We start from the raw sequence: 20,067 nt of genomic DNA, 5'->3' as shown, positions 1-20,067 counted from the left end.
AAACGCCTACCCTGGCCCCGTGTGCCCGGCAAACATGGCACAGTGGTAGGTATGTCTGAACTTTCCACCTATTCGCAGAGCTTTATAGACTTTATTGCTGCTTCCCCTTCCAGCTATCACGCAGCGGCTGAGGCTGCCCGGCAATTGGAACTGGCCGGCTTCACACGCCAACATGAAGCCGAGCCCTGGCAGGCGACGCCCGGCGGGCATGTGCTGGTGCGCGGCGGTGCGGTGATGGCCTGGTACGTGCCGGAGGGGGCGGGCCCACACAGCGGTTTTAAGGTGGTGGGCTCCCATACGGACTCCCCGGGGCTGGCGCTAAAACCCCAGCCGGATTTCCAGTCCGCGGGATGGCAGCAGGTTGCCGTGGAGGTCTACGGTGGCGCGCTGCTACACACCTGGTTTGACCGCGAACTCACCGTCGCCGGCCAGCTGGTTACCCGCGCCGGCCAGCAGCTGTTGGTCAATACCGGCCCGCTCCTGCGCTTGCCCTCCCTGGCTATCCACCTCTACCGCTCGGATGAGTTCAAGCCGGAGCGCCAGGCCCACATGCAGCCGGTGCTCACCGTGGGCCAGCCCGGCGCGAGTGTGTTATCGGTGGTCGCGGAGCACGCCGGGGTGCGTGCGGAAGACATTGCGGCTTTCAACTTGATTACTGCCGATGCCGCCCGGGGCAAGGTCTTTGGCGCCGGTGAAGAGTTCATTGCCGCCGGTCGGATGGACAACCTGTCCTCCGTTTTTGCTTCCCTGCAGGCCTTGCTGCGCGTGGCGCAGGATTATGACGGGGAAGATGTGCTGGTCATGGCAGCGTTTGACCATGAAGAGGTGGGGTCTGGCTCGCGCTATGGCGCGGCCGGGCCCATTCTTGCGGACGTCTTAGGGCGCACGGCTGGGGCCCTGGGGGCATCGGCAGACCAGGTGCACCAAATGTATGCCCGGTCTTCTTGCGTGTCTGCCGATGCCGCCCACAGCGTCCACCCCAACTATGCCGGCAAGCATGACCCCACCCACCAACCCATCATCGGCGCAGGTCCGGTGACCAAGATCAATGGCAACCAGCGTTATGCTTCCGATGCCTCCACGGTGGCCCTGTGGGAGGCTGCCTGTGCGCGCGCTGGGGTACCCGCGCAGCGCTTTGTGGGCAACAATGGCGTGCCTTGTGGCTCCACCATCGGCCCGATTACGGCCACGCGGCTAGGCATTGACACCGTTGATGTGGGCGTGCCCATGCTGTCTATGCACTCGGCACGCGAGATGGTGGGGGCTCGGGATCAACTATGGTTAGCCCAAGGCCTTGAGGCATACTTGAAGGGCTAAATTCATCTGACCCCACCCTGCGAGGAGAAACCCACATGGCGTATTCCGGCCCTTTCCATTTCGGTGATCGTGTCCAGCTAACGGACGCCAAGCGCAGGCACTACACCCTGATTCTGGAAGAGGGCGGGGAATTCCACTCCCACCGGGGGTTGATCAAGCACGAGGACATCGTGGGGATGGATGAGGGCTCGGTGGTGCGCTCCACGCTGGGATCGGATTTCCTGGTTTTTAGGCACCTGATGGTGGACCATGTGCTGTCCATGCCGCGCGGGGCGGCCGTGATCTACCCCAAGGACGCCGCCCAAATTTTGGTAGAAGGCGATATTTTTATGGGCGCGCGCGTCTTTGAGGCCGGGGCTGGCTCTGGCGCGTTGTCGATGAACCTACTGCGTGCGGTGGGCCCGGAAGGGCATGTGTACTCCTATGAGATCCGCGAGGACCACCTGGAGTACGCAGTGGCTAACGTCACGGAGTACTTCGGGCAGCAGCCGCAGTGGTGGAGCCCGCGCCTAGGGGATTTGGGAGAGGTCACCGCTGCGGACTTGGGTGGGCCGGTAGACCGGGTGATCCTGGACATGCTGGAGCCCTGGGAGTACCTAGAGACGGTGCGCGATATTCTTATCCCCGGTGGGGTGTTTATGACGTATGTGGCCACCGTGCCCCAGCTGATGAAGGTCATGGAGGGCATCCGCGAGCTCAAGTGCTTCACGGAGCCCAAGGCCTGGGAGTCCCTGGTACGCGAGTGGAAGGTGGAGGGCTTGGCCACCCGCCCGGAGCATCGAATGAATGCTCACACGGCCTTTTTGGTGTGGACTCGGCGCTTGGCCGATGGCGTTACCCCGCCGCGCCCGCAACGCCGGGCCCGCCGCTAGGTTGGGGTGACCTAACCCCGGTCTAGGGATAGGTACCGTCGGCGCGATAGGCTAGGAGACTATGAATGAGGCCACAGAACTAAAGCGCCAGATTGAGCAGTTGTCTACGCGCAATACGCGCCTAGCGGAGTTGCTCCAAGAGTCGCGTACCACGCTGTCGCGCTTGACGGCTGATCTCAACGCATTAGCCGAACCCGCATCCACCTATGCGGTCTTTTTGGGCTACGCTCAGCCCGCCGGTGGCCGCGTGGACGCAGAAGTCTATACCAATGGCCGAAACATGCGGGTGAAGATCTCCCCGCATGTAGAGCCCGGCTCTTTGCAGGTGGGCCAAACGGTGCGCTTGGGGGATGGCTTCATTGTGGTTGAGGGCTGCGGCGTCGAATCTACCGGCGCGGTAGCCACCGTCCAGGAGCGCCTGGGAGAGGATCGCGCAGTAGTTGCCGGGCCTAGCGGGGAAGAACACGTGGTGCGCCTAGCAGCCGCGGCGCGGGAGCGAGTGCGCGCGGGCGATAGCATGGTGGTCGACACCAAGGCCGCAATGGCCTACGCCATCGTGCCCAAAACGGACGTGGCACAGCTGAGCCTGGAGGAGGTGCCAGATGTCAGCTTTGAGGACATCGGCGGGCTAGATGCCCAAATCTCTCAGATCCGCGACGCCGTGGAGCTGCCGTTTATGCACCCGGAGCTCTACCGCTCCTTTGACCTCCAACCTCCGAAAGGTGTGTTGCTCTACGGCCCGCCGGGCTGCGGAAAAACGCTGATTGCTAAGGCAGTGGCGCACTCGCTTTCAGCCTCCCTGGGCACCGGCGCGCCCAGCTACTTCATCAACGTCAAAGGCCCGGAGCTGCTGAACAAATACGTCGGTGAGACCGAGCGGCGCATCCGTCTGATCTTTGAGCGCGCTCGCGAGCTTGCTGCCAGCGGGGAGCGCCCCGTCATCATCTTCTTCGATGAGATGGAGTCAATCTTCCGCACCCGCGGTTCTGGGGTGTCTTCCGATATGGAAACCACCGTGGTGCCGCAGCTGCTGACCGAGCTCGACGGCGTAGAGGACCTGCGCAACGTGATCATCATCGGTGCTACCAATCGCGAGGAACTCATAGACCCAGCCATCATGCGTCCCGGCCGTCTGGATATGAAGATCCGGGTTAACCGCCCCACGCGCGCCGGGGCGCGGGATATTTTTGCTAGGCATTTCCCGGAGGGCATCCCGCACGAGGGTTCGCGCGAAGAGCTTATTGATGCCGCCGTGGCAGAACTGTACTCCCCGCGCCCGTTTGTGCAGCTACATTACGCTGACGGTACTGAGCACCTGCTGCACTACCGGGACTTTGTCAGCGGAGCAATGATTGCCAATATCATTGCCCGGGCCAAAAAGCTGGCCATCAAGGAGGCCCTATCCACGCACGGGGAGGATCTCCGCCCGGCCCAGGAGCGCGCCCGTCTGACTGCGGCGCACCTGAATCTGGCCATCGCAGCGGAGCAGGCAGAAAGTGAACATGTGCCTAGTTCTACCAACCCGGAGGATTGGGCCAAGATTGTCGGTGGCGCGCATGCAGGTTGCCCTGTAGAGCGTGTGGAATTGGTTGGATTTAGGAGCAGCACGTGGCACACCCCGTAGCGCGATTCCTCGGTACGGAAACCGAGTACGGCATCACTTGTCCGCACAACCCAGCACTGTCCCCAATAGTGACCTCCACGCACGCGGTGGTGGCTTATGCGGCGCTGCACACCACGGCCCGCTCCCGGTGGGATTTTAGTGAGGAACACCCACTTCGCGACCAGCGCGGCTTTGACTTAAAGCGCTATCAGACTGTCCCGGTGGTAGATCCCAACGCCATTGGCGTGGCCAATGTAGTCACTGCGAATGGGGCGCGCTGGTATGTAGACCACGCCCACCCGGAGTATTCATCCCCGGAGTGCACCGACGCCTGGGAGGCCATGGTCTATGATGCGGCGGGCGATCGTATTGCGCTGCAGGCCATCGCGGAGGTAGAGGCGCTCTATGCTCAAGATACTTCCGTGTTGGCTGGTCATGACCCGTGCCCGCCGCTGCGTTTGTACAAAAACAACGTCGATGGCAAGGGTGCGTCTTATGGGGCGCATGAGAATTATCTGTACTCACGTGAATTGGACTTTGATGTCCTGGCGCAGGCGTTGATCCCGTTCTTTGTTGCCCGCCAGGTGCTAACGGGGGCCGGCCGGGTCGGCCTGGAGGCTGATGGCTCCGGGCACGGCTTCCAGATTTCCCAGCGCGCAGATTACATTGAGCAGGAGATTTCCCTGGAGACCACGCTCAACCGGGGCATAATCAATACTCGGGATGAGCCTCACGCCCGCGACTTTGGCCGCCTGCACGTCATCATTGGTGACGCCACCATGGCGCACACCTCTACGCTGCTAAAACTCGGCCTGACCAGTCTGGTTATCGATGCCGTCACAGCCGGGGTGGACTTTAGCGACCTGCGCTTGGCCAATGCCGTGGCGGAGGTCCGCGCCGTCAGCCGCGACGTGAACCTCACCCATACCGTTGAGCTTGCCGATTCCCGCCGCCTCACCGCCCTAGAATTGCTAGGCGAATACCGCCGCCGCCTGCAGCCGCGCACGGACGCTGATGCGTCCGTGTTGGAAGCCTGCGATGAGGCGCTCGCTGCCTTGGCGCAGTCCCCACTCCACGCCGCCCATTTGTTGGACTGGTGCGCCAAGTACCGCCTCTACAAGGCCTACCTGGACCGGGGGCTAAGCCCTGAGGATCCGCGCCTGGCAGCGCTGGATATTCAATATGCAGACATTGATCCGCAGCGTTCGCTCTATCACGCACTGGTGCGCAAAGGGCAGTTGCGGACTTTGGCTACTGAGGAAGAGATTGCTTACGCAGCAGTGCACCCGCCGCGGGGCTCGCGGGCATATTTCCGGGGCCGGGTGACGGAGAAATTTGGCACAGACGTGGTGGCCGCGAGCTGGCAAAGTGTCACGCTGCGCTGCGGTGAGCGCTTTGCCATCTATTATCTCGATCACCTGGATTCTGCCACGGACCCGGCAGTACATGCGGCAATTGAGCAGGCAGAAACTACAACCGAGCTAGTAAGCCTGTTGGACAAGGCCGGGCTGGCTGCGGAATTGCGCGTGCATGCCTAGTTGACCTAGTAAAGCCTAGTAGAACTAGTAAAGTCTGCTAGGCGTATGAAAATCGAAGTTCACCTTATTTCCCGATGAGTTAGGAGAAGCCATCATGGCTCAAGACAACGTATTCCTCCATGGTCCCGGTTCAGGGGAGTCAGAAGGCCCCGAGGGTGGCCAGGCCGCCGGACAGGTGCAGTTTTCCACTGCGGGCACCGAAGACCTCCTGGATGAGATTGATGGGCTACTGGAGGCCAACGCTGAAGAATTCGTGCGCGCTTATGTCCAAAAGGGTGGACAGTAGGGCGCCATGGTTGTCTTTCACCGCCGGATCATGGGCATAGAGACCGAGTACGGCATTACCGCTACCGTGGACCCGCAGCGACGCCAACTTGGCCCGGATGAGGTAGCGCGAGAGCTTTTCAAGCCCGTGGTGGCCGAGTACTCTTCTTCCAACATCTTCTTGCCCAACGCCTCGCGCCTGTACCTCGATGTCGGTTCGCACCCGGAGGTTGCCACCGGCGAGTGCGATAGCTTAAGCCAGCTTTTGGCTTATGAGCGGGCAGGCGATGCCATTGTGGATGACCTAGCCCGCCAGGCCGAGCGCTCCCTTGATGCAACGGTCTACCTGTTTAAAAACAACGTTGATTCCGCTGGTAATTCCTATGGCTGCCACGAAAACTACCTGATCAGTAGGGAAGTGGTGCTCAAGGATCTTTCGCGTTCGCTGCTGCCCTTCCTGATTACCCGTCAGCTCATCTGCGGGGCGGGCATGGTGGCCCCAGCCACCGCCACGCGCCCGGCCCAGTTTGTGCTCTCCCAGCGTGCAGACCAGGTGTGGGAGGGTGTTTCTTCGGCTACCACGCGTTCCCGGCCCATTATCAATACCCGCGATGAGCCCCACGGGGATTCCAAGCGCTTCCGGCGCATGCACGTTATTGTGGGCGACTCCAACATGGCGGAACCCAGCTTTGCGCTGAAGGTGGGCAGTATGTTGTTGATGTTGGAGATGCTCGAAGCCGGTTTTGAGCTGCCCAACCTCGAAGTCGCGGACCCCATCGTGCGTATCCGCGACATTGCCCGCGACATCGACGGCAGTACCGAGTTGGAGCTGGTTGCTGGCGGCACGCTCAGCGCGCTAGAAGTCCAACGCCAATTTCACGCCGCTGCCGCCCGCTGGCTAGAGCACCGCCCTGATGGAGATCCCTCCCAGGAAGATCTGGCGCGCGTGGTGGCGCTGTGGGGCCGCGTCCTCGATGCCATCGGCTCCGGGAATTATGCGTCCATTGCCGCTGATGTGGACTGGGCGGCCAAGCTGGCCCTGCTGGAGCGCTACCGGGAGCGCCTAGGCGGGGACTGGGCACACCCCAAGCTAGCCCAGGTTGACCTGGCCTATCACGATATTCGACCCGGGCGGGGACTAGCAGACGTGCTGGTGCGTCGGGGTATGCTCAACCGCTGGATTGGCGATGCCGCCATCACCCGCGCCCGCGACAGCGCACCGCCTACCACCCGCGCCTGGATGCGGGGCCAGTTCTTAGAGCATGCCCGCGCCGCACAGGCCCATGTGACAGTGGACTGGACGCGCATGAAGATCCACCGGCCCGAGGTGCGGGTAGAGGAATTCTTGGACCCCTTTGATGCTGCCTCACCCCGCCTGGATGCCTTGCTAAACTATATCGACGAACACGCCGCCAACGTGCCGGAGTAGCACAGGTAAAACAGCGCTAGAAAGGGCTTGTATACGCATGTCGCCGTCACAATCATCTGCCGTGGAGCGGATGACACGCCTGACTTTTGCGCTCCTGGGTGCCTCCCAGCGTGGACGCAACCCCCAACGCAGCGCGGAGTGGATTCGCGACAACGTTGAAGGCTACGGCACTAGCAGCGAGTCCGCCTTCAAAAAGAAGCTGCGACGGGATGTGCGTGAATTGCGCTTGGCCGGAGTGCCCATTTCGCAGGTAGAGGGAGCAGGCGGTACCTACTATCACATTGATGAGGACTCCTATCGGCTCCCCGAAGTAAGCTTCACCCCGGAAGAAGCCCTAGTCTTGGGCCTTGCCGGTGGCGTGGGCCAGCATGGCGGACTATCCGCGTTTTCCCAGACTGGGTGGACCAAACTGGCTGCCACTGGTGCCACGCGGGGGCAGCAGCGTGTGCTGGCTAGTAATGACTTGACATCCATGGACGCTGCTTCCTCCCGCACACTGATCACGGCGATTACCAAAAAGCTGCGGGTAACTTTTCTCTACCACCCGCGTCCCGGGGCGGCTGCTGAAAAGCGCGTGCTCGATCCTTGGGCCCTGGTCACCGCGCGAGGGCGTATCTATGTGGTGGGGCACGACGTCCACCGGGGTCAACCTCGCTGTTTCCGCGTGACCAAGCTCAGCGATGCGCGGCTGTCTAAGAATAAGCCAGAGTTTATTACCCCGAGTCAGGATCCACAGCAGGTGGTTCGCGAGTTCTTAAGCCCGCGCGATCTTATCGATGCCACCGTGCGCATACCTCCCGCCACCGCACCGGAGCTAGAAAGTGTGGGGGACCGCGATGCCGCAGAGCCCACCCTGGTGCACTTTCACCAGGTCTCCCAAGATTGGCTGGTGCGTAGCGCTATAGGGTATGCCCCAGAGGTAGAGGTATTGTCCCCGCCTAGCGCCCGGGACGCACTGGCAGCGTTGAGCAAAGGAGTAGCCCCGTGATTCCGAAGAATCAGCAATTAGTGCAGTGGCTGAATCTGGTGCCCTACTTCCGCAACCACCCCAATTCCTCCATTTTTGAAGCCGCCGCCGATTTGGGCATTACTCACCAGGAAGTCAAGCAGGCGTTGGATGCCTTGATGTGCACGGGTGTGGGCAACTATACCGAGGACCTCATCGACTTAGTGGTCAAGCCCCAAGGCGTGGCCATTCTTGATGATCAAGGGCTAGACAAGCCTCTGCGCCTGACCCCCACGGAGGCTGGTGCATTGCTTTTGACGTTGGAGACGCTAGAACAGGTTCCTGGTTTGGTGGATCCCACTGCCGTGCGTTCAGCGGCAGCCAAGCTGCGCGGAATCATGGACCCCAAGGCGACAGCTATCGTGGACTCGCTGAGCGAGTCAGAGTCTGCGCTATCGCAGATGCACGCCCAGCTGGACCAGGCAGTGCAGGACTCCCACCAGGTGCGCTTCGACTATCGGTCTGCCGCTACCGGCACAGCGTCTGCCCGCCAGGTCCACCCCGCGCGGCTGTTTTTGAGGGATGGGGACACCTACCTTATTGCGTGGAGCGATGAGCACGGGGAGCATCGGACGTATCGCATCGACCGCATGTCCAACCTGGAGGTCCTCGACGCCGCAGCCAACCCACACCTGCACGCACTGGACTTTGACCCGGATAATCCCTTCGGCTACTCCCAGCTGGACGCCGCAGAGGTAGAAATACACCCGGAGTACACCTGGTTGGCTCCCGAGTATGGGATAACCCTGGCCGCAGCCGCCGGACCCGACACCGGTACCACAGGGCAAGCGTGGGTGCGTGGGACCCTGCCCATTGCTACAGAGCAATGGCTAGTTCGTTTCGCACTGTCGCATGCTGATAGATTGCGAATAGTAGGGCCAGAAAATTTGGTCAACGCGGTGGCGGCTGCTCAGGCAGCTGCCCAAGAACTCTATACTTAAGGGAAAATCGTAAAGGAAGTGCCACCATGGGTAATTTGGGCCCACTTGAGATTGTCATCATCCTCCTGGTCATCGTGCTGCTCTTTGGCGCAAAGCGCCTTCCGGACTTGGCTCGCTCCGTTGGCCGCTCCATGCGGATCTTCAAGTCTGAAGTTCAAGAGATGAACCGTGACGATGAGCAGCCAGCACCCGCGCAGCAACAGCAGCTGCCGCCTGCTCAGCCGCAGCAAATCTATCCCCAGCAAACCTATCCGCAGCAGAGCTACCCGCAACAGGGTTACCCACAGCCGAATTACGCCCAGCCTCAGGTTCAGCCTCAGGCACAGGTGCAGCCGCAGCAGCCAAATTACCCGCAACAGGGCTACCTGCAGCAGCCGGGCCAAGGCCAACAGCAGCAGTAAATGGTGGGCTCCCGGCTGCAATCGCCCCAGCCTGCAGGAAAACGCGTGAAGGTTAAACGCCAGCGCAAGCCGAAGAATCCCACGGGGGAAATGACCCTGGTGGAGCACTTGCAGGAGCTGCGGCGCCGCCTTATTTTGGCCGTGGCCTTTATGGCTGCAGGAACTGTGGTGGGCTTCATTTGGTACGGTACCGCGCCTTTCGGTCTGCCGCCCCTGGGTGAACTTCTGCGCGGCCCGTATTGTTCGCTGCCAGAGCATCTGCGTGTAACCGCCAGCCCCGACGGCGAATGCCGCCTGCTGGCTACCCGCGCAATGGAAATGTTCATGCTGCGCTTAAAGGTGGGTGCGCTGGCCGGCATGGTGCTGTCCTCGCCCTTCTGGCTCTACCAAATCTGGGCCTTCATCGTGCCTGGCCTAGAGAAGCGGGAACGCCGCTGGACCTATATCTTTGTCTCCATCGCCGCCTTGCTTTTTGTAGCCGGCGCCGTGATGTCCTACTTCTTTATGAGCTTCGGCTTGGAGTTTCTGCTCTCTGTTGGTGAGGAATACCAGCAGACGTGGCTAACGGGTGGTGACTACTACAACTACTTCATCGCGCTGATTATCGTCTTCGGCGTGAGCTTTGAAGTCCCCCTTATCATCGTCATGCTCAACCTGATGGGCATTTTGCGCTATGAGGCGATCAAGGGCAAGCGCTCTATTATCGCTATTGCGTTAATGATCCTGGCAGCCATCGCCACTCCCGCGGACCCTTATTCCATGATGGCGATGTCACTGTGCTTGTGGCTGCTGGTGGAGCTTGCCTATCAATTCTGCCGCCTCAATGACCGACGCCGGGACAAAAGGCGTCCGGAGTGGATGGACTTTGATGATGAGCAAGGTTCCGGCCCAGTTCACGCCTCTGGTCCCATCGGCGCTTCCGACCCAGTAGTGGCTTCCGGACCAGTGGGGGCCTCGGGGCCGGTGGCACCTTCGGCGGCCGCGGGGGCATCGGCAAGCTCAAGGCCCACACCGCAACCGGGACTGGCAGCACAGCCAAGCCCACCGCCAGCAACCCCTGGCCCGGGCACGCCCGGCGGAGCCTTCGACGACGTCCTCTAGGCTGCAGCACACCGGGTAGTCTAGGAGGCTATGGATGTAGTTGAAGCCTTCGCTGCCCGCCTGTCGCACCCCTTGGACCCATTCCAGCGTGAGGGGTGCGAAGCCATTGCCGCAGACCGGGGGGTGTTGGTGTGCGCCCCCACTGGCGCCGGCAAGACCATTGTGGGCGAATTTGCGGTCTACCTGGCCCTATCCCGGGGAACCAAGTGCTTCTACACCACGCCCATCAAGGCCTTGAGCAACCAAAAGTACCATGACTTGGTGGCCCAACACGGCGAGGAAACCATTGGCCTACTCACGGGGGATGTCTCCATTAATGCCGACGCGGACATTGTGGTGATGACCACCGAGGTCCTGCGCAACATGATCTATGCGGAGTCCCCCGCGCTAGAGCGCCTGACCCACGTGGTGATGGACGAGGTGCACTTCCTGGCAGATACCTCCCGCGGCGTGGTCTGGGAAGAAGTCATTCTAAGCCTGCATGAGTCGGTACGCATTATTGGCCTGTCCGCGACGGTGTCGAACTCAGAGGAGTTTGGCCGCTGGCTCAACACGGTGCGGGGGGATACCCATGTGGTGGTCTCTGAACACAGACCGGTTCCGCTGGATCAATGGATGATGGTGGGGCGGAAGATCTTCCCGCTGTTTGAGCCGGGCTCGCCCGGCACGGTTAATGAGGGGCTGTTTCGCACTATCGACCGGCTAGAACAGGGTAGTGACAGCGGCTTTCGCTCCCGCAGTACCACCGGCGGGGGTAAGGATGCCCGCTCTGGTGCCCCGCGCAGCCAAGACCGCTACCGGCCACAGGGGCGCCCGGAGGTGCTAGAGATCCTGCGCAGCCGCAATATGCTGCCAGCAATTACTTTTATTTTTTCCCGAGCTGGCTGTGATGCCGCCTTGTACCAATGCTTGCGCTCCAAAATGGTGCTAACTGAGCCACAGGAGGCCGAGGAGATCAAGGCGCTGGTGGATGCCGGGGTGGAGGGTATCCCGGAAGAAGACCTCCAGGTTCTAGACTTTCGCCGCTGGCGCGAGGCGTTGGCAAGGGGGTTTGCCGCCCACCATGCAGGCATGCTGCCGGCATTTCGCCACATCGTCGAAGAGCTCTTTGTTCGGGGCCTCGTGCGTGCGGTCTTTGCCACAGAAACGCTTGCGCTGGGCATCAACATGCCTGCGCGAACCGTGGTGTTAGAAAAGCTGGTCAAATTTAACGGAGAGGCCCACGTGGATCTGACCGCCGGGCAGTACACGCAGCTTACTGGGCGTGCGGGGCGGCGCGGTATAGATACCATGGGCAACGCGGTGGTGCAGTGGGCGCCGGCGTTGGACCCGCGCACGGTGGCGGGGCTGGCCTCCACGCGCACGTATCCCCTGGATTCTACCTTCCGCCCGGGCTATAACATGGCAATCAACCTGTTGGGGCTGCGTGGGTTTGATGGCTCGCTGCGGCTGCTGGAGCGTTCTTTCGCGCAATTCCAGGCCAATAGTTCCGTGGTGGAAGACTCCCGGGCCGCAGCGCGCCTGGAGGAGGAGCTGTTGGGGGCGCAGCAGCACCTGCGCGCGGAACTCGAGCGCGTCCTGCCTCTGTTGCCACAGGCCGTTTCTACAGCAGCCACCGCACCGGGCGCCCCCGACGGCCCAGGCGATGAACCACTCAGCGCTGCCACCGCAGAAGCCTTGGCCCTGCTGGAGGACTACATCCAGCTGCGCCTTAAGCTCACTGCGGCAGAACGCGAGGCTAAGCAAGATAAGGCCCGCGGCCACCGCCAGGAAGTAGTCAAGGTCTTAAACCGTCTGCACGTAGGTGATGTCATTGCTATTGCGACGGGCAGCCGCCCCTTGCTGGCGGTAGTCAATGCCCCTGCCAAGCATCACGATGACCCCCGCCCGTGGGTGACCACGGAGAAGGGCTGGTCCGGGCGTATTGACGCCTCTGGCATTGCTAATCCCCCCGTGGTGGTGGGCCACATGGGGCTGCCTAGCTTTGCAGCCAAGAATCCCCGCCGCGCAGTCAAGTACATTAAGGAGTCTTTCCGCACCACTCAGTTCACGCGTCCGAAAAAGATGCGCCTGGTACCACGCGATCGTGGCAATAAGGAGGTCACGGCGCTGCGCCAGGCATTGCGGGACCACCCGGCGCACGCATGGCCAGCAGCCCAGCGGGAGAACCTAGCGCGTCTGGCCCACACTGTGGCTCGCAAGGACTCCGAGCTCGCCCGTGCCCGCGAGGTGGTAGCGACAGCCAAGCATTCCCTGGGTACCACCTTCACGCGCATTATCGACTTGCTGGAGGAAATGGACTACGTGGAGTTCGATGGACACAGTGGTTCCCGCGTCCCACGCGTCACCCCGGAGGGCGTGCGTCTGGCGCATATCCACTCTGAGGCAGATCTGCTTATTGCTCAGTGCCTCAAGCGCGGGGTGTGGAATGAGCTGGACCCGGCTGAGCTGGCGGCAATTGCGGCAATGTGCATCTTCGAAAACCGCAAGTCTTTGTCTGGCCAGGTGCAAGCGCCCACGGAGCCTTTGGAGCAGGCAATGGCGGCCACGCTGCGCATTTACAATGAGTTGGTCGCGGACGAACAGCGCCACCAGTTGCCTATAACTCGCTTGCCCGATGCCGGTTTCTCCCTGGCCATCCACCAGTGGACCGCCGGTGCCCCCTTGGGGTATTGCTTGGCCGCGGCCAATGAGTCCGGTGCGGAGCTTACCCCCGGTGACTTTGTCCGCTGGTGCCGCCAAGTGGTGGATTTGCTACAGCAGATTAATAAGACCGGTTTTGATAATGAAGTCCGGGCCAACGCCCGCCGCGCCATTGATGCCATCCAGCGCGGGGTGGTGGCCATCGGCGCCTAAACCCCTCCTGGCATGATTTCTTCCTGCAGCGCCAAAGTCCCCCGGCGGCACCTTTGAGGAAGAATTTTCTGCCATTATCCTGCGGCTTTAGAAAAGTTTTCCCAAAAGGGGTGACAAACAGGCAGTCGTGCGGCATGCTATTTGACTTAAAGGGGGAATTTACGCCCGCGTCTACCCGCGGCAGTGCGTTGTCTCTTTACTTTCCCTATCCCGCCGTAGCGCTGAAGGACACACTATGCACAGTCACCCATACCCCGGCCTGGCCATCATCGCCGCCTGCCTGGTCACGCTCACTGCTTGCCGCCCAGTTCCCGATACCACCCCAGACCCCGCGCGATCCAGCACTCTTGCTGCAGAGTCTGTGCACACCGAGCTTGCCGATGCCCCTCCGCCCAGCTTCCGCATGCCCCCACCGGGTCCCTTTGACCCGAATGCACCGGGGTTCGAGCCTTTCAAGCCGTGCGAGGACATTCCGGACGAGTTTCTGGCGGGACTGGGGATAACCAAGGATCCTAAGGGGCCGGACAGCTATGAGCCGTATGCGTGCTCAATCCACATTGACGCCGTGGAGGGGCCAGGACTATTTGCCCTGATTGCATACCCCTTAAGTCTTCAGCAGCTTACTGCAAATGGCCCGCTTCGGGTTTCTACTGAGCAAGCGGCCAGGCTAAACGGCAGCGCCGTGCTTGGTTCTCCCGAATTCTTCACAGACTACTATTGCCTCTCCGGGGTAGAGACCCCGGCAGGGTTCATAGCGGTCGACTATTCAGGTTGGCCGAATACACCAAGTGGTAGCACCTTATGCGAGGTGCCAACCAAAATCATCGAACAACTCTACGGGGTGGAAAAATGATCTACATCGATCTCAACTCATATTCACAGGTAACCAAGTCCGTTCTGGACATCGTGCGCCGTATTGCCCGCGCTTCTGCCAACACGTCTGGAGCCATGTCCTCTGCGCTGTCATCGATTGCTGGTGTCAGTGAGGCTGGCGGGATTCATGGTCGGTTTTTGCAGGGGGATCCGGCGTCTGCGCAGAGCTACAAGGTGACGCGTTTTCTCCGCGAACACGACATTGTGTTATGGGCGGGGAGAGCCCCGCGCGCAGAAAATGCGTCACGTTCGTCGACAGCCGGGGCCGTTCATCGTCCCAACCGAAAACCGATTCCAAACTGCGGTAGGCCGCAAAGTCTGCCGAAAGGGAATAGCGCAACTCCTGCCCGAGTGCTCCCTGTAAAGTCATCCTCACAACGCCCCCAGGGCGCTTAGAATTGCCCGCCGGTGGGGCTGGACTGCGGCGGCGGTGGCAAGGCCAAGGTTGTGGCCGAAGGGATCCAGGATGAGGGACTGAATACCGACCACGGCACCAGTGGCGGCACACACGGGCCCGCCACTGTCGCCTTTGATGGCGCAGCTGCGCAAGACTAGCGCGTGGCGCACCCGGGTGGTGCTGGTGCGGGACCAGGCTAGCGGCAGTTGTAGCCAGAGTCGGCCGGGGCGGGTAGCAGGCCCGTGGTGGCTAGTGGCCAGGCCACCGAAACCACAGGTCTCTAGCCGCTGGCCCCACGTGGGGGCGGCAAAAGCCGCCAGGCTTACCGGCGGTGTGGGCCGTTGGAGGCGAACCACGGCCAGGTCGGTGCCGTCGATGGTGCGCACGGCAGCGACTGGGATGCGCAGCAGCGGCCGGCCGGGCAGAGGGACCTCCACGAGGTAGGTCCCCGGTGGGGTGGTGGAGCTGGTGCTTGTAGCAAAGAAATGCGCACACGTCAGCACGAAGTGCGTGGCGGCCACTCCAGGGCGAAGGGTGGGAGAAACCAAGACGCCAGAACACGTGGAACCGCGGTGGCGAATGCGTACTGCATGGACCATGAGTCTCCTTGAATCCAGTGGGTTGGCGGTTGGGGCACGGCGGCAGGTGTTGTACCAATTAGGGCAGGTCAGCAACTACACTACGGGCATGACGTTACTCGAGTCGAAGTTTCCTGCAGAAGTCTATGCCCAGCGTTTGGCCCAGGCCAAGGGCCTGGCAGCCGATTCCGCCCTGGATGCCGTCGTGGTGGGTACCGGTGCGGAGTTTGCATACCTGACCGGTTCCTGGGTTTCTTCCCATGAGCGCTTGACCGCGTTGGTAATCCCAGCCGATGGGGATCCGTTTATCGTGGCGCCACAAACCGATGTCGCTGATCTTGCCGATGCCCCCGTGGCTGAGCTCGAGCTAGCCATCGTAGCGTGGCGCGACGGCCAGGACCCTTATGCGACGGTCGCAGAGGGCATCGGCGAGGGCAGTGGCGGGGCAGCTGTGTGGGCGGTCACCGGGGAACTCCGCGCGGACCATCTGCTGCGGCTGCAGGAGCACACTAGCGCCCGCTTCGTGCTGGCCAACACGGTGCTGGCAGCCTTGTTTAGCGTAAAAGATCCGGAAGAGATCGCGCAGCTGGAAGCAGCCGCGCGGGCCATTGATCGGGTCCATGCCGGGGTGCCGGAATTGCTGGTACCGGGGGCCACGGAAGCCCAGGTGGCAGAGGTTTTGCACCAGCGGATTTTGGAAGAACACGACTCGGTGGACTTTGTCATCGTCGGTTCTGGGCCCAACGGGGCCAACCCGCACCACAGTTTTAGCGGCCGCGCGCTGGAGCTAGGGGATCCGGTGGTGGTGGACTTGGGTGGGACCCTGGGCGCGGGGTATCACTCGGATTGCACCCGCACCTACGTGGTGGGCGGGCCAGAGGCTGCGAGCGAAGAGTTTGTGCAGGCCTACGAGGTCTTGGAACGTGCCCAAAAGGCCGCACGTGAACTAGCCGGCCCGGGCAGAAGTGCGGGTACGGTTGATGAGGCCGCCCGTGAGGTGTTGCGGGAAGCCGGCTACGGGGAGGAGTTCTTCCACCGCACAGGCCATGGGATTGGCCTGTCGGTGCATGAAGAGCCCTTTATCGTCGGCGGCAACCAGCTGCAGCTGCTGGAGAATATGGCATTTTCCATCGAGCCAGGCATCTACCGAGCCGGCCACTGGGGCATGCGCTTAGAAGACATTGTGGTCACCACCCCGGAGGGGATTCGTAGCCTCAACCAGGTGGAGCGGGGTCTGCGCTAAATGAGTGGCTTGGTCATCTTTGGCGGGCGAAGTGAAATTGGTACGGAGCTGGGTACCTTGCTGTGTGCGGGGCGGCCGGTAGTACTCGCCGTTCGCCCCGGCACCACGCCAGACGTCGCCCGCTTTGAACGCGCTGGGGCCAGTGCCGTCCACGTCATCGACTTCGACGCGCTAGAGTCCCAAACTCATGCCGCGGCGGTGGCACAAGCCCAAGAGTTAGCCGGGCCGCTGCACACCGCCATCGTTGCCTTCGGCATTTTGGGGGACCAGGAACGCGCGCAGACGAATCCGGAACACGCGCGTGAGATTGCCACGGTAGATTACACCGCGCAGGTCTCTGTGCTCACGCTGCTCACAAACACGATGGACCGCGGGCACATCGTGGCTTTTTCTTCCATCGCGGGCTGGCGTGCTCGGCGCGCGAATTATGTGTACGGTTCCACCAAAGCTGGCTTGGATGCCTTCTGCCAGGGCTTGGCGGATCGCCTGCACGGCGGGCCTTTGGCGCTGATTACGGCCCGGCCGGGGTTTGTTATTGGGTCGATGACTGCGGGGATGTCCCCAGCACCCTTGTCTGTCGATGCCCCCACCGTCGCCGCCGCCGTCGCCCGCGAGATTCGTTCGGGCTCCGGTCGCAGCACCACCTTGTGGATCCCGGGAAGGCTGCGGTTGTTGGCGTGGGTCATGCGCTGTGTGCCCCGCCCACTGTGGCGGCGCATGCCCCGCTAGAGCAGGAAGGGCGAATCCGCGTCGAAGATAAACCCGCGCGGGGCCAAAAAGCGCGCGATCACCTCGGCTTCGCCCGGGCTTAAGTCCGGGAAACACACCCCGCCCCAGGGGGTAATCCAGGACTCGACGTCCATGTGCGCCAGCAGGTCGGCCACATCAGCGCCCAAGGTGGGGCTAGCAAATCCCGCACCAAGTGCCACACGTTCTTTGCCCAGTTCTATCCAGCCGATGGGTCGGTGGTCAGTCGCCGGAGTCTCCCTCCTTCCAACACCACGGGTCTGCGCGGCCCCCAGGAGCTCACTTGCGACGTCGTGGACACGTGCGCTCACCGCCTCCAACCCCACCCGCACAGCCGGGCTTTCCAGGTGCGGGCTATCAATCTCCGCGTCAGCATCGTGCAACGCAATCGTGATGTCTGCAGCCACGCCGGGCAGATCGAGGGAGATGTGCAGGGGGGTAGCGGGGGCATCGGCAAGCTGGGGGCGCAACGCGGTAGCAAGGGACGGTGCCAGGCGACGGGCCGGGGCAGAAAGGGGAGCGACCAGGACGGGCACGGTGCTCAGCGGCAAGCAAGACTGCGCCACCGCCGCCTGAGCTTGCGCATGGTCTCCGGGATTGACGTCCAACTGCAACGTCGCGTGCGGTCCCACCCCAATGGCCCCGGCGCCGAAACTGCGAGCCAGGTGGGCGATCTCCGTCCATTCGGCGTGGGCTAAGGGGCCAGCAAGGTAAAACTCAAGGCTCATGGTTGCCTAGTCTAAACCTCCACGTCTCTACCTGGGCGGGTAACCATGCGGGATGCCAGGTTAGCCCCTACGGTTTCGGCTACACTTGGGGCCACTATGCCGTTACTGTATTTCTTCTTCTACTTTGTGGTCGAAACCGTGGCGTTTTGGGCGATGGTCAAGGCCATTGGCCTGGGCTGGACCCTGGTAGCGCTTTTTGCGACCATGATTTTCGGGATGTCGGTGGCAATGTGGGAGGTCCGGCGGTTATTGGCCCAGCAAGCCAGCGCGCGCACGCGGGGCAGCACCGGCGCACTCGCGGGCAATGTGGGCCTGACCATCATGGGCGGGCTGCTGCTGACTGTGCCAGGATTTGTCTCCTCCGCCTTTGGTCTGCTGCTCATGTTCCCGCCCACCCGGGCGTTGATGCGCCGGGCGCTAGGCGTGCGCCTGGTGCGCGGTCTAGAAGACGCCGGGGTGCGTTTCTACCAGGCCTCACCCATGGCCGATGCCGCCCGTGCGACCTCCTATGGTTCCTTCAGGGCCGCTGGTGGGCCGGAGGTCATCGACGCTGAGGACATCCCGGCAGACGCTGCAGAGGACATTGATGAAGAGGAAATCACCCGTTGGAGCCAGAACGTTGACCCAGACGACTTCGGCCGCCCCGAGCGCTAAACCGCGCAAGCGCCTGGACCGGGCTTCTATGGGATGGGTGGTGCTGCGCGCGCTGCTCGCCGTCATGTCCGGCGGTTTGGTCTACCTGTCTTATGAACCGCACGGGCTGTGGTGGGCGGGTATCGGGGGCATCGGCATGCTCTGGCTGGCACTGAGCTGGCCGCAGGGCCGGGCCCCTGGGGTCGGTGGGGGCGCCGGCATTGCGGTACTGCACAGCCTGGCGCTGTACATCCTGTTGCTGCCGTGGATTGGGGAGCTGGTGGGCACACTGCCCTATGTGGCGCTTGCCGTGTGGCTGAGCCTATATGCCGTGGTGCTGGGCTGGGGCGCAACCTGGCTCGCGGGCGTGCGCTGGGGCTGGGCAGGCTTTGGGCTGCTGTACCTCGCGGTAGAGCTGCTGCGTTCCTCGGTGCCCTTTGGCGGGTTTAGCTGGGTGCGCCTGGCTTGGGGGCAGATTAATGGGCCGCTGGCGGGTCTGGCTGCCTGGGGCGGTCCTGCCCTGGTCACGGCGGCCGCAGCCCTGGTGGGCACCGGGTTGGTCGCGTTGTTGGTACAGCGCTGCCCCGCCGCACTCCTGGCGGTGTGCGTGCCCCTGGCTGCAGGGGCGGTGGCAGGTGGCATGCCTAAGCCTGCCGATGCCGCCTCAATTCGCGTTGCCGCCATCCAGGGCAACGTCCCCCGGCTGGGCCTGGACTTTAATGCCCAGCGCCGAGCCGTGCTGGCCAACCACGTGGATGTGACCAAGCAGGCCGCCGCTGCGAAGCCGGAGCTGGTGATCTGGCCAGAGAACTCCTCGGACGTCAACCCCTTCCGGGATGGCGAAGCCATGGCGCTAATTTCTAGTGCTGTGCAGGCGGTGCAGGTTCCGGTGCTGGTGGGCACGCTGACGGTAGACGAGGTAGGCGAGCGCAACACCATGCAAGTGTTCAACCCCGGAGCTAGGCGTGCCAGCGCCGGGGAGTTTCACCATAAGAAATACCTCCAGCCCTTTGGGGAGACCATGCCGATGCGGGAGTTTTTCCGGAAGTTTTCAGACATGGTGGACCTGGCTGGGGACTTCAAGCCTGGCAATGGCCCAGGTGTGGTCACCATGGCCGGCCATAAGGTAGGCGTGGCCACGTGCTATGAGGTTGCCTTTGATGGTGCTTTCCGGTCATCAATTCGCTCCGGTGCGCAGATAATGACCACGCCCACCAACAACGCCACCTTTGGTTTTTCTGATCAGACCTACCAGCAGCTGGCCATGAGTCGGCTGCGGGCGATAGAAACTGATCGCGCCGTGGTGGTCGCGGCGACGTCCGGGGTCTCTGCTTTGGTCCACCCGGATGGCAGTGTGTCGCAATCAACCGGGATCTTCGAGCCTGGATATTTGGTAGAGGAGTTGCCGTTGCGCCAGTCCGTGACCCCTGCGGTGAAGTTCGGGGCGTGGATCCAGGGGCTCTTGGTGGCCCTGGGCATTGTTTTGACTCTTGCGGCCGGGCAGGCGCGGCGTTAAATGCTGGCGTTGTGCCCCTCCCGG

At 62.2% G+C, this 20,067-nt stretch carries 18 protein-coding genes; 16 read left to right on the top strand and 2 right to left on the bottom strand.

Features of this window, described 5'->3' with window-relative positions; genetic code table 11:
- Positions 1–51: 51 nt before the first annotated feature.
- From G7Y31_RS05870 to G7Y31_RS05815, 12 genes are all read left to right on the top strand, one after another.
- The gene (locus G7Y31_RS05870) at positions 52–1,317 is read left to right on the top strand and encodes a M18 family aminopeptidase (protein WP_165008068.1); all 1,266 of its coding nucleotides are present in this window, start codon (positions 52–54) and stop codon (positions 1,315–1,317) included.
- Positions 1,318–1,352: 35 nt separating this feature from the next.
- Positions 1,353–2,189 (top strand): tRNA (adenine-N1)-methyltransferase, encoded by an 837-nt coding sequence (locus tag G7Y31_RS05865; RefSeq protein ID WP_165008066.1) that lies wholly within the window; start codon positions 1,353–1,355, stop codon positions 2,187–2,189.
- 61 nt (positions 2,190–2,250) lie between these two features.
- Positions 2,251–3,813, top strand: coding sequence for a proteasome ATPase (arc, locus tag G7Y31_RS05860; RefSeq protein ID WP_165008064.1), 1,563 nt, complete (start codon positions 2,251–2,253; stop codon positions 3,811–3,813).
- Entirely contained in the window at positions 3,798–5,330 is a 1,533-nt protein-coding gene (dop, locus tag G7Y31_RS05855; RefSeq protein ID WP_165008062.1) for a depupylase/deamidase Dop, read from the top strand. The genes arc and dop overlap by 16 nt, the downstream gene beginning before the upstream one ends.
- A 94-nt stretch (positions 5,331–5,424) precedes the next feature.
- Positions 5,425–5,616 (top strand): ubiquitin-like protein Pup, encoded by a 192-nt coding sequence (locus tag G7Y31_RS05850; protein ID WP_165008060.1) that lies wholly within the window; start codon positions 5,425–5,427, stop codon positions 5,614–5,616.
- A gap of 6 nt (positions 5,617–5,622) precedes the next feature.
- Positions 5,623–7,023, top strand: coding sequence for a Pup--protein ligase (gene pafA, locus G7Y31_RS05845; RefSeq protein ID WP_244977452.1), 1,401 nt, complete (start codon positions 5,623–5,625; stop codon positions 7,021–7,023).
- A gap of 70 nt (positions 7,024–7,093) precedes the next feature.
- Positions 7,094–8,011 (top strand): helix-turn-helix transcriptional regulator, encoded by a 918-nt coding sequence (locus G7Y31_RS05840; protein ID WP_196823630.1) that lies wholly within the window; start codon positions 7,094–7,096, stop codon positions 8,009–8,011.
- Complete coding sequence (locus G7Y31_RS05835; protein WP_165008055.1) at positions 8,008–8,970, top strand: helix-turn-helix transcriptional regulator; 963 nt, start codon at positions 8,008–8,010, stop codon at positions 8,968–8,970. Before G7Y31_RS05840 ends, G7Y31_RS05835 begins: the two co-directional genes overlap by 4 nt.
- 26 nt (positions 8,971–8,996) lie before the next feature.
- Positions 8,997–9,371 (top strand): Sec-independent protein translocase subunit TatA, encoded by a 375-nt coding sequence (gene tatA, locus G7Y31_RS05830; protein WP_165008052.1) that lies wholly within the window; start codon positions 8,997–8,999, stop codon positions 9,369–9,371.
- Positions 9,372–10,472 (top strand): twin-arginine translocase subunit TatC, encoded by a 1,101-nt coding sequence (tatC, locus tag G7Y31_RS05825; protein ID WP_165008050.1) that lies wholly within the window; start codon positions 9,372–9,374, stop codon positions 10,470–10,472.
- Positions 10,473–10,502: 30 nt separating this feature from the next.
- On the top strand, positions 10,503–13,328 hold the full coding sequence (locus tag G7Y31_RS05820; RefSeq protein ID WP_165008048.1) for a DEAD/DEAH box helicase: 2,826 nt from the start codon (positions 10,503–10,505) through the stop codon (positions 13,326–13,328).
- Between the two features lie 235 nt (positions 13,329–13,563).
- Positions 13,564–14,181 carry a DUF3558 domain-containing protein gene (locus G7Y31_RS05815; protein ID WP_165008046.1) on the top strand — a complete coding sequence of 206 codons (618 nt, stop codon included), beginning with the start codon at positions 13,564–13,566 and terminating at the stop codon, positions 14,179–14,181.
- Positions 14,182–14,573: 392 nt separating this feature from the next.
- Here the strand turns inward: G7Y31_RS05815 and G7Y31_RS05810 are convergent, their stop codons facing one another.
- Positions 14,574–15,197, bottom strand: a complete 624-nt coding sequence (locus G7Y31_RS05810) for a S1 family peptidase (RefSeq protein ID WP_165008044.1) — start codon at positions 15,195–15,197, stop codon at positions 14,574–14,576.
- Between the two features lie 88 nt (positions 15,198–15,285).
- Here G7Y31_RS05810 and G7Y31_RS05805 point away from each other — a divergent pair, with 88 nt between their 5' ends.
- Both G7Y31_RS05805 and G7Y31_RS05800 read left to right on the top strand, forming a co-directional pair.
- Entirely contained in the window at positions 15,286–16,419 is a 1,134-nt protein-coding gene (locus G7Y31_RS05805; protein WP_165008042.1) for a M24 family metallopeptidase, read from the top strand.
- Positions 16,420–17,148: an SDR family NAD(P)-dependent oxidoreductase gene (locus G7Y31_RS05800; protein ID WP_165008040.1), complete on the top strand. Its 729-nt coding sequence runs from the start codon at positions 16,420–16,422 to the stop codon at positions 17,146–17,148.
- Here G7Y31_RS05800 and G7Y31_RS05795 read toward each other — a convergent pair.
- Positions 17,145–17,894, bottom strand: a complete 750-nt coding sequence (locus G7Y31_RS05795) for a hypothetical protein (protein ID WP_165008038.1) — start codon at positions 17,892–17,894, stop codon at positions 17,145–17,147. The two genes, G7Y31_RS05800 and G7Y31_RS05795, sit on opposite strands and share 4 nt — an antisense overlap.
- A 96-nt stretch (positions 17,895–17,990) precedes the next feature.
- On the opposite strand from G7Y31_RS05795, the gene G7Y31_RS05790 reads away from it, so the two are divergent.
- Entirely contained in the window at positions 17,991–18,548 is a 558-nt protein-coding gene (locus G7Y31_RS05790; RefSeq protein ID WP_165008036.1) for an FxsA family protein, read from the top strand.
- A gap of 28 nt (positions 18,549–18,576) precedes the next feature.
- On the top strand, positions 18,577–20,043 hold the full coding sequence (gene lnt, locus G7Y31_RS05785; RefSeq protein WP_165008293.1) for an apolipoprotein N-acyltransferase: 1,467 nt from the start codon (positions 18,577–18,579) through the stop codon (positions 20,041–20,043).
- The last annotated feature ends 24 nt before the right edge of the window (positions 20,044–20,067 follow it).

The organism is Corynebacterium lizhenjunii, from assembly GCF_011038655.2.
Classification (GTDB): Bacteria; Actinomycetota; Actinomycetes; order Mycobacteriales; family Mycobacteriaceae; genus Corynebacterium; species Corynebacterium lizhenjunii.
This window is presented reverse-complemented; position numbering and strand designations above follow the sequence as displayed.

Excerpts from the sequence above, each read along its gene's own strand:
- G7Y31_RS05840 (WP_196823630.1), top strand. The coding sequence starts at position 7,094 with ATGACACGCCTGACTTTTGCGCTCCTGGGTGCCTCCCAGCGTGGACGC.
- arc (WP_165008064.1), top strand. The coding sequence starts at position 2,251 with ATGAATGAGGCCACAGAACTAAAGCGCCAGATTGAGCAGTTGTCTACG.
- G7Y31_RS05820 (WP_165008048.1), top strand. The coding sequence starts at position 10,503 with ATGGATGTAGTTGAAGCCTTCGCTGCCCGCCTGTCGCACCCCTTGGAC.
- G7Y31_RS05870 (WP_165008068.1), top strand. The coding sequence starts at position 52 with ATGTCTGAACTTTCCACCTATTCGCAGAGCTTTATAGACTTTATTGCT.
- lnt (WP_165008293.1), top strand. The coding sequence starts at position 18,577 with ATGGGATGGGTGGTGCTGCGCGCGCTGCTCGCCGTCATGTCCGGCGGT.
- tatA (WP_165008052.1), top strand. The coding sequence starts at position 8,997 with ATGGGTAATTTGGGCCCACTTGAGATTGTCATCATCCTCCTGGTCATC.
- G7Y31_RS05795 (WP_165008038.1), bottom strand. The coding sequence starts at position 17,894 with ATGAGCCTTGAGTTTTACCTTGCTGGCCCCTTAGCCCACGCCGAATGG.
- tatC (WP_165008050.1), top strand. The coding sequence starts at position 9,372 with ATGGTGGGCTCCCGGCTGCAATCGCCCCAGCCTGCAGGAAAACGCGTG.
- G7Y31_RS05800 (WP_165008040.1), top strand. The coding sequence starts at position 16,420 with ATGAGTGGCTTGGTCATCTTTGGCGGGCGAAGTGAAATTGGTACGGAG.
- G7Y31_RS05790 (WP_165008036.1), top strand. The coding sequence starts at position 17,991 with ATGCCGTTACTGTATTTCTTCTTCTACTTTGTGGTCGAAACCGTGGCG.
- pafA (WP_244977452.1), top strand. The coding sequence starts at position 5,623 with ATGGTTGTCTTTCACCGCCGGATCATGGGCATAGAGACCGAGTACGGC.
- G7Y31_RS05865 (WP_165008066.1), top strand. The coding sequence starts at position 1,353 with ATGGCGTATTCCGGCCCTTTCCATTTCGGTGATCGTGTCCAGCTAACG.
- G7Y31_RS05805 (WP_165008042.1), top strand. The coding sequence starts at position 15,286 with ATGACGTTACTCGAGTCGAAGTTTCCTGCAGAAGTCTATGCCCAGCGT.
- G7Y31_RS05815 (WP_165008046.1), top strand. The coding sequence starts at position 13,564 with ATGCACAGTCACCCATACCCCGGCCTGGCCATCATCGCCGCCTGCCTG.
- G7Y31_RS05850 (WP_165008060.1), top strand. The coding sequence starts at position 5,425 with ATGGCTCAAGACAACGTATTCCTCCATGGTCCCGGTTCAGGGGAGTCA.
- G7Y31_RS05810 (WP_165008044.1), bottom strand. The coding sequence starts at position 15,197 with ATGGTCCATGCAGTACGCATTCGCCACCGCGGTTCCACGTGTTCTGGC.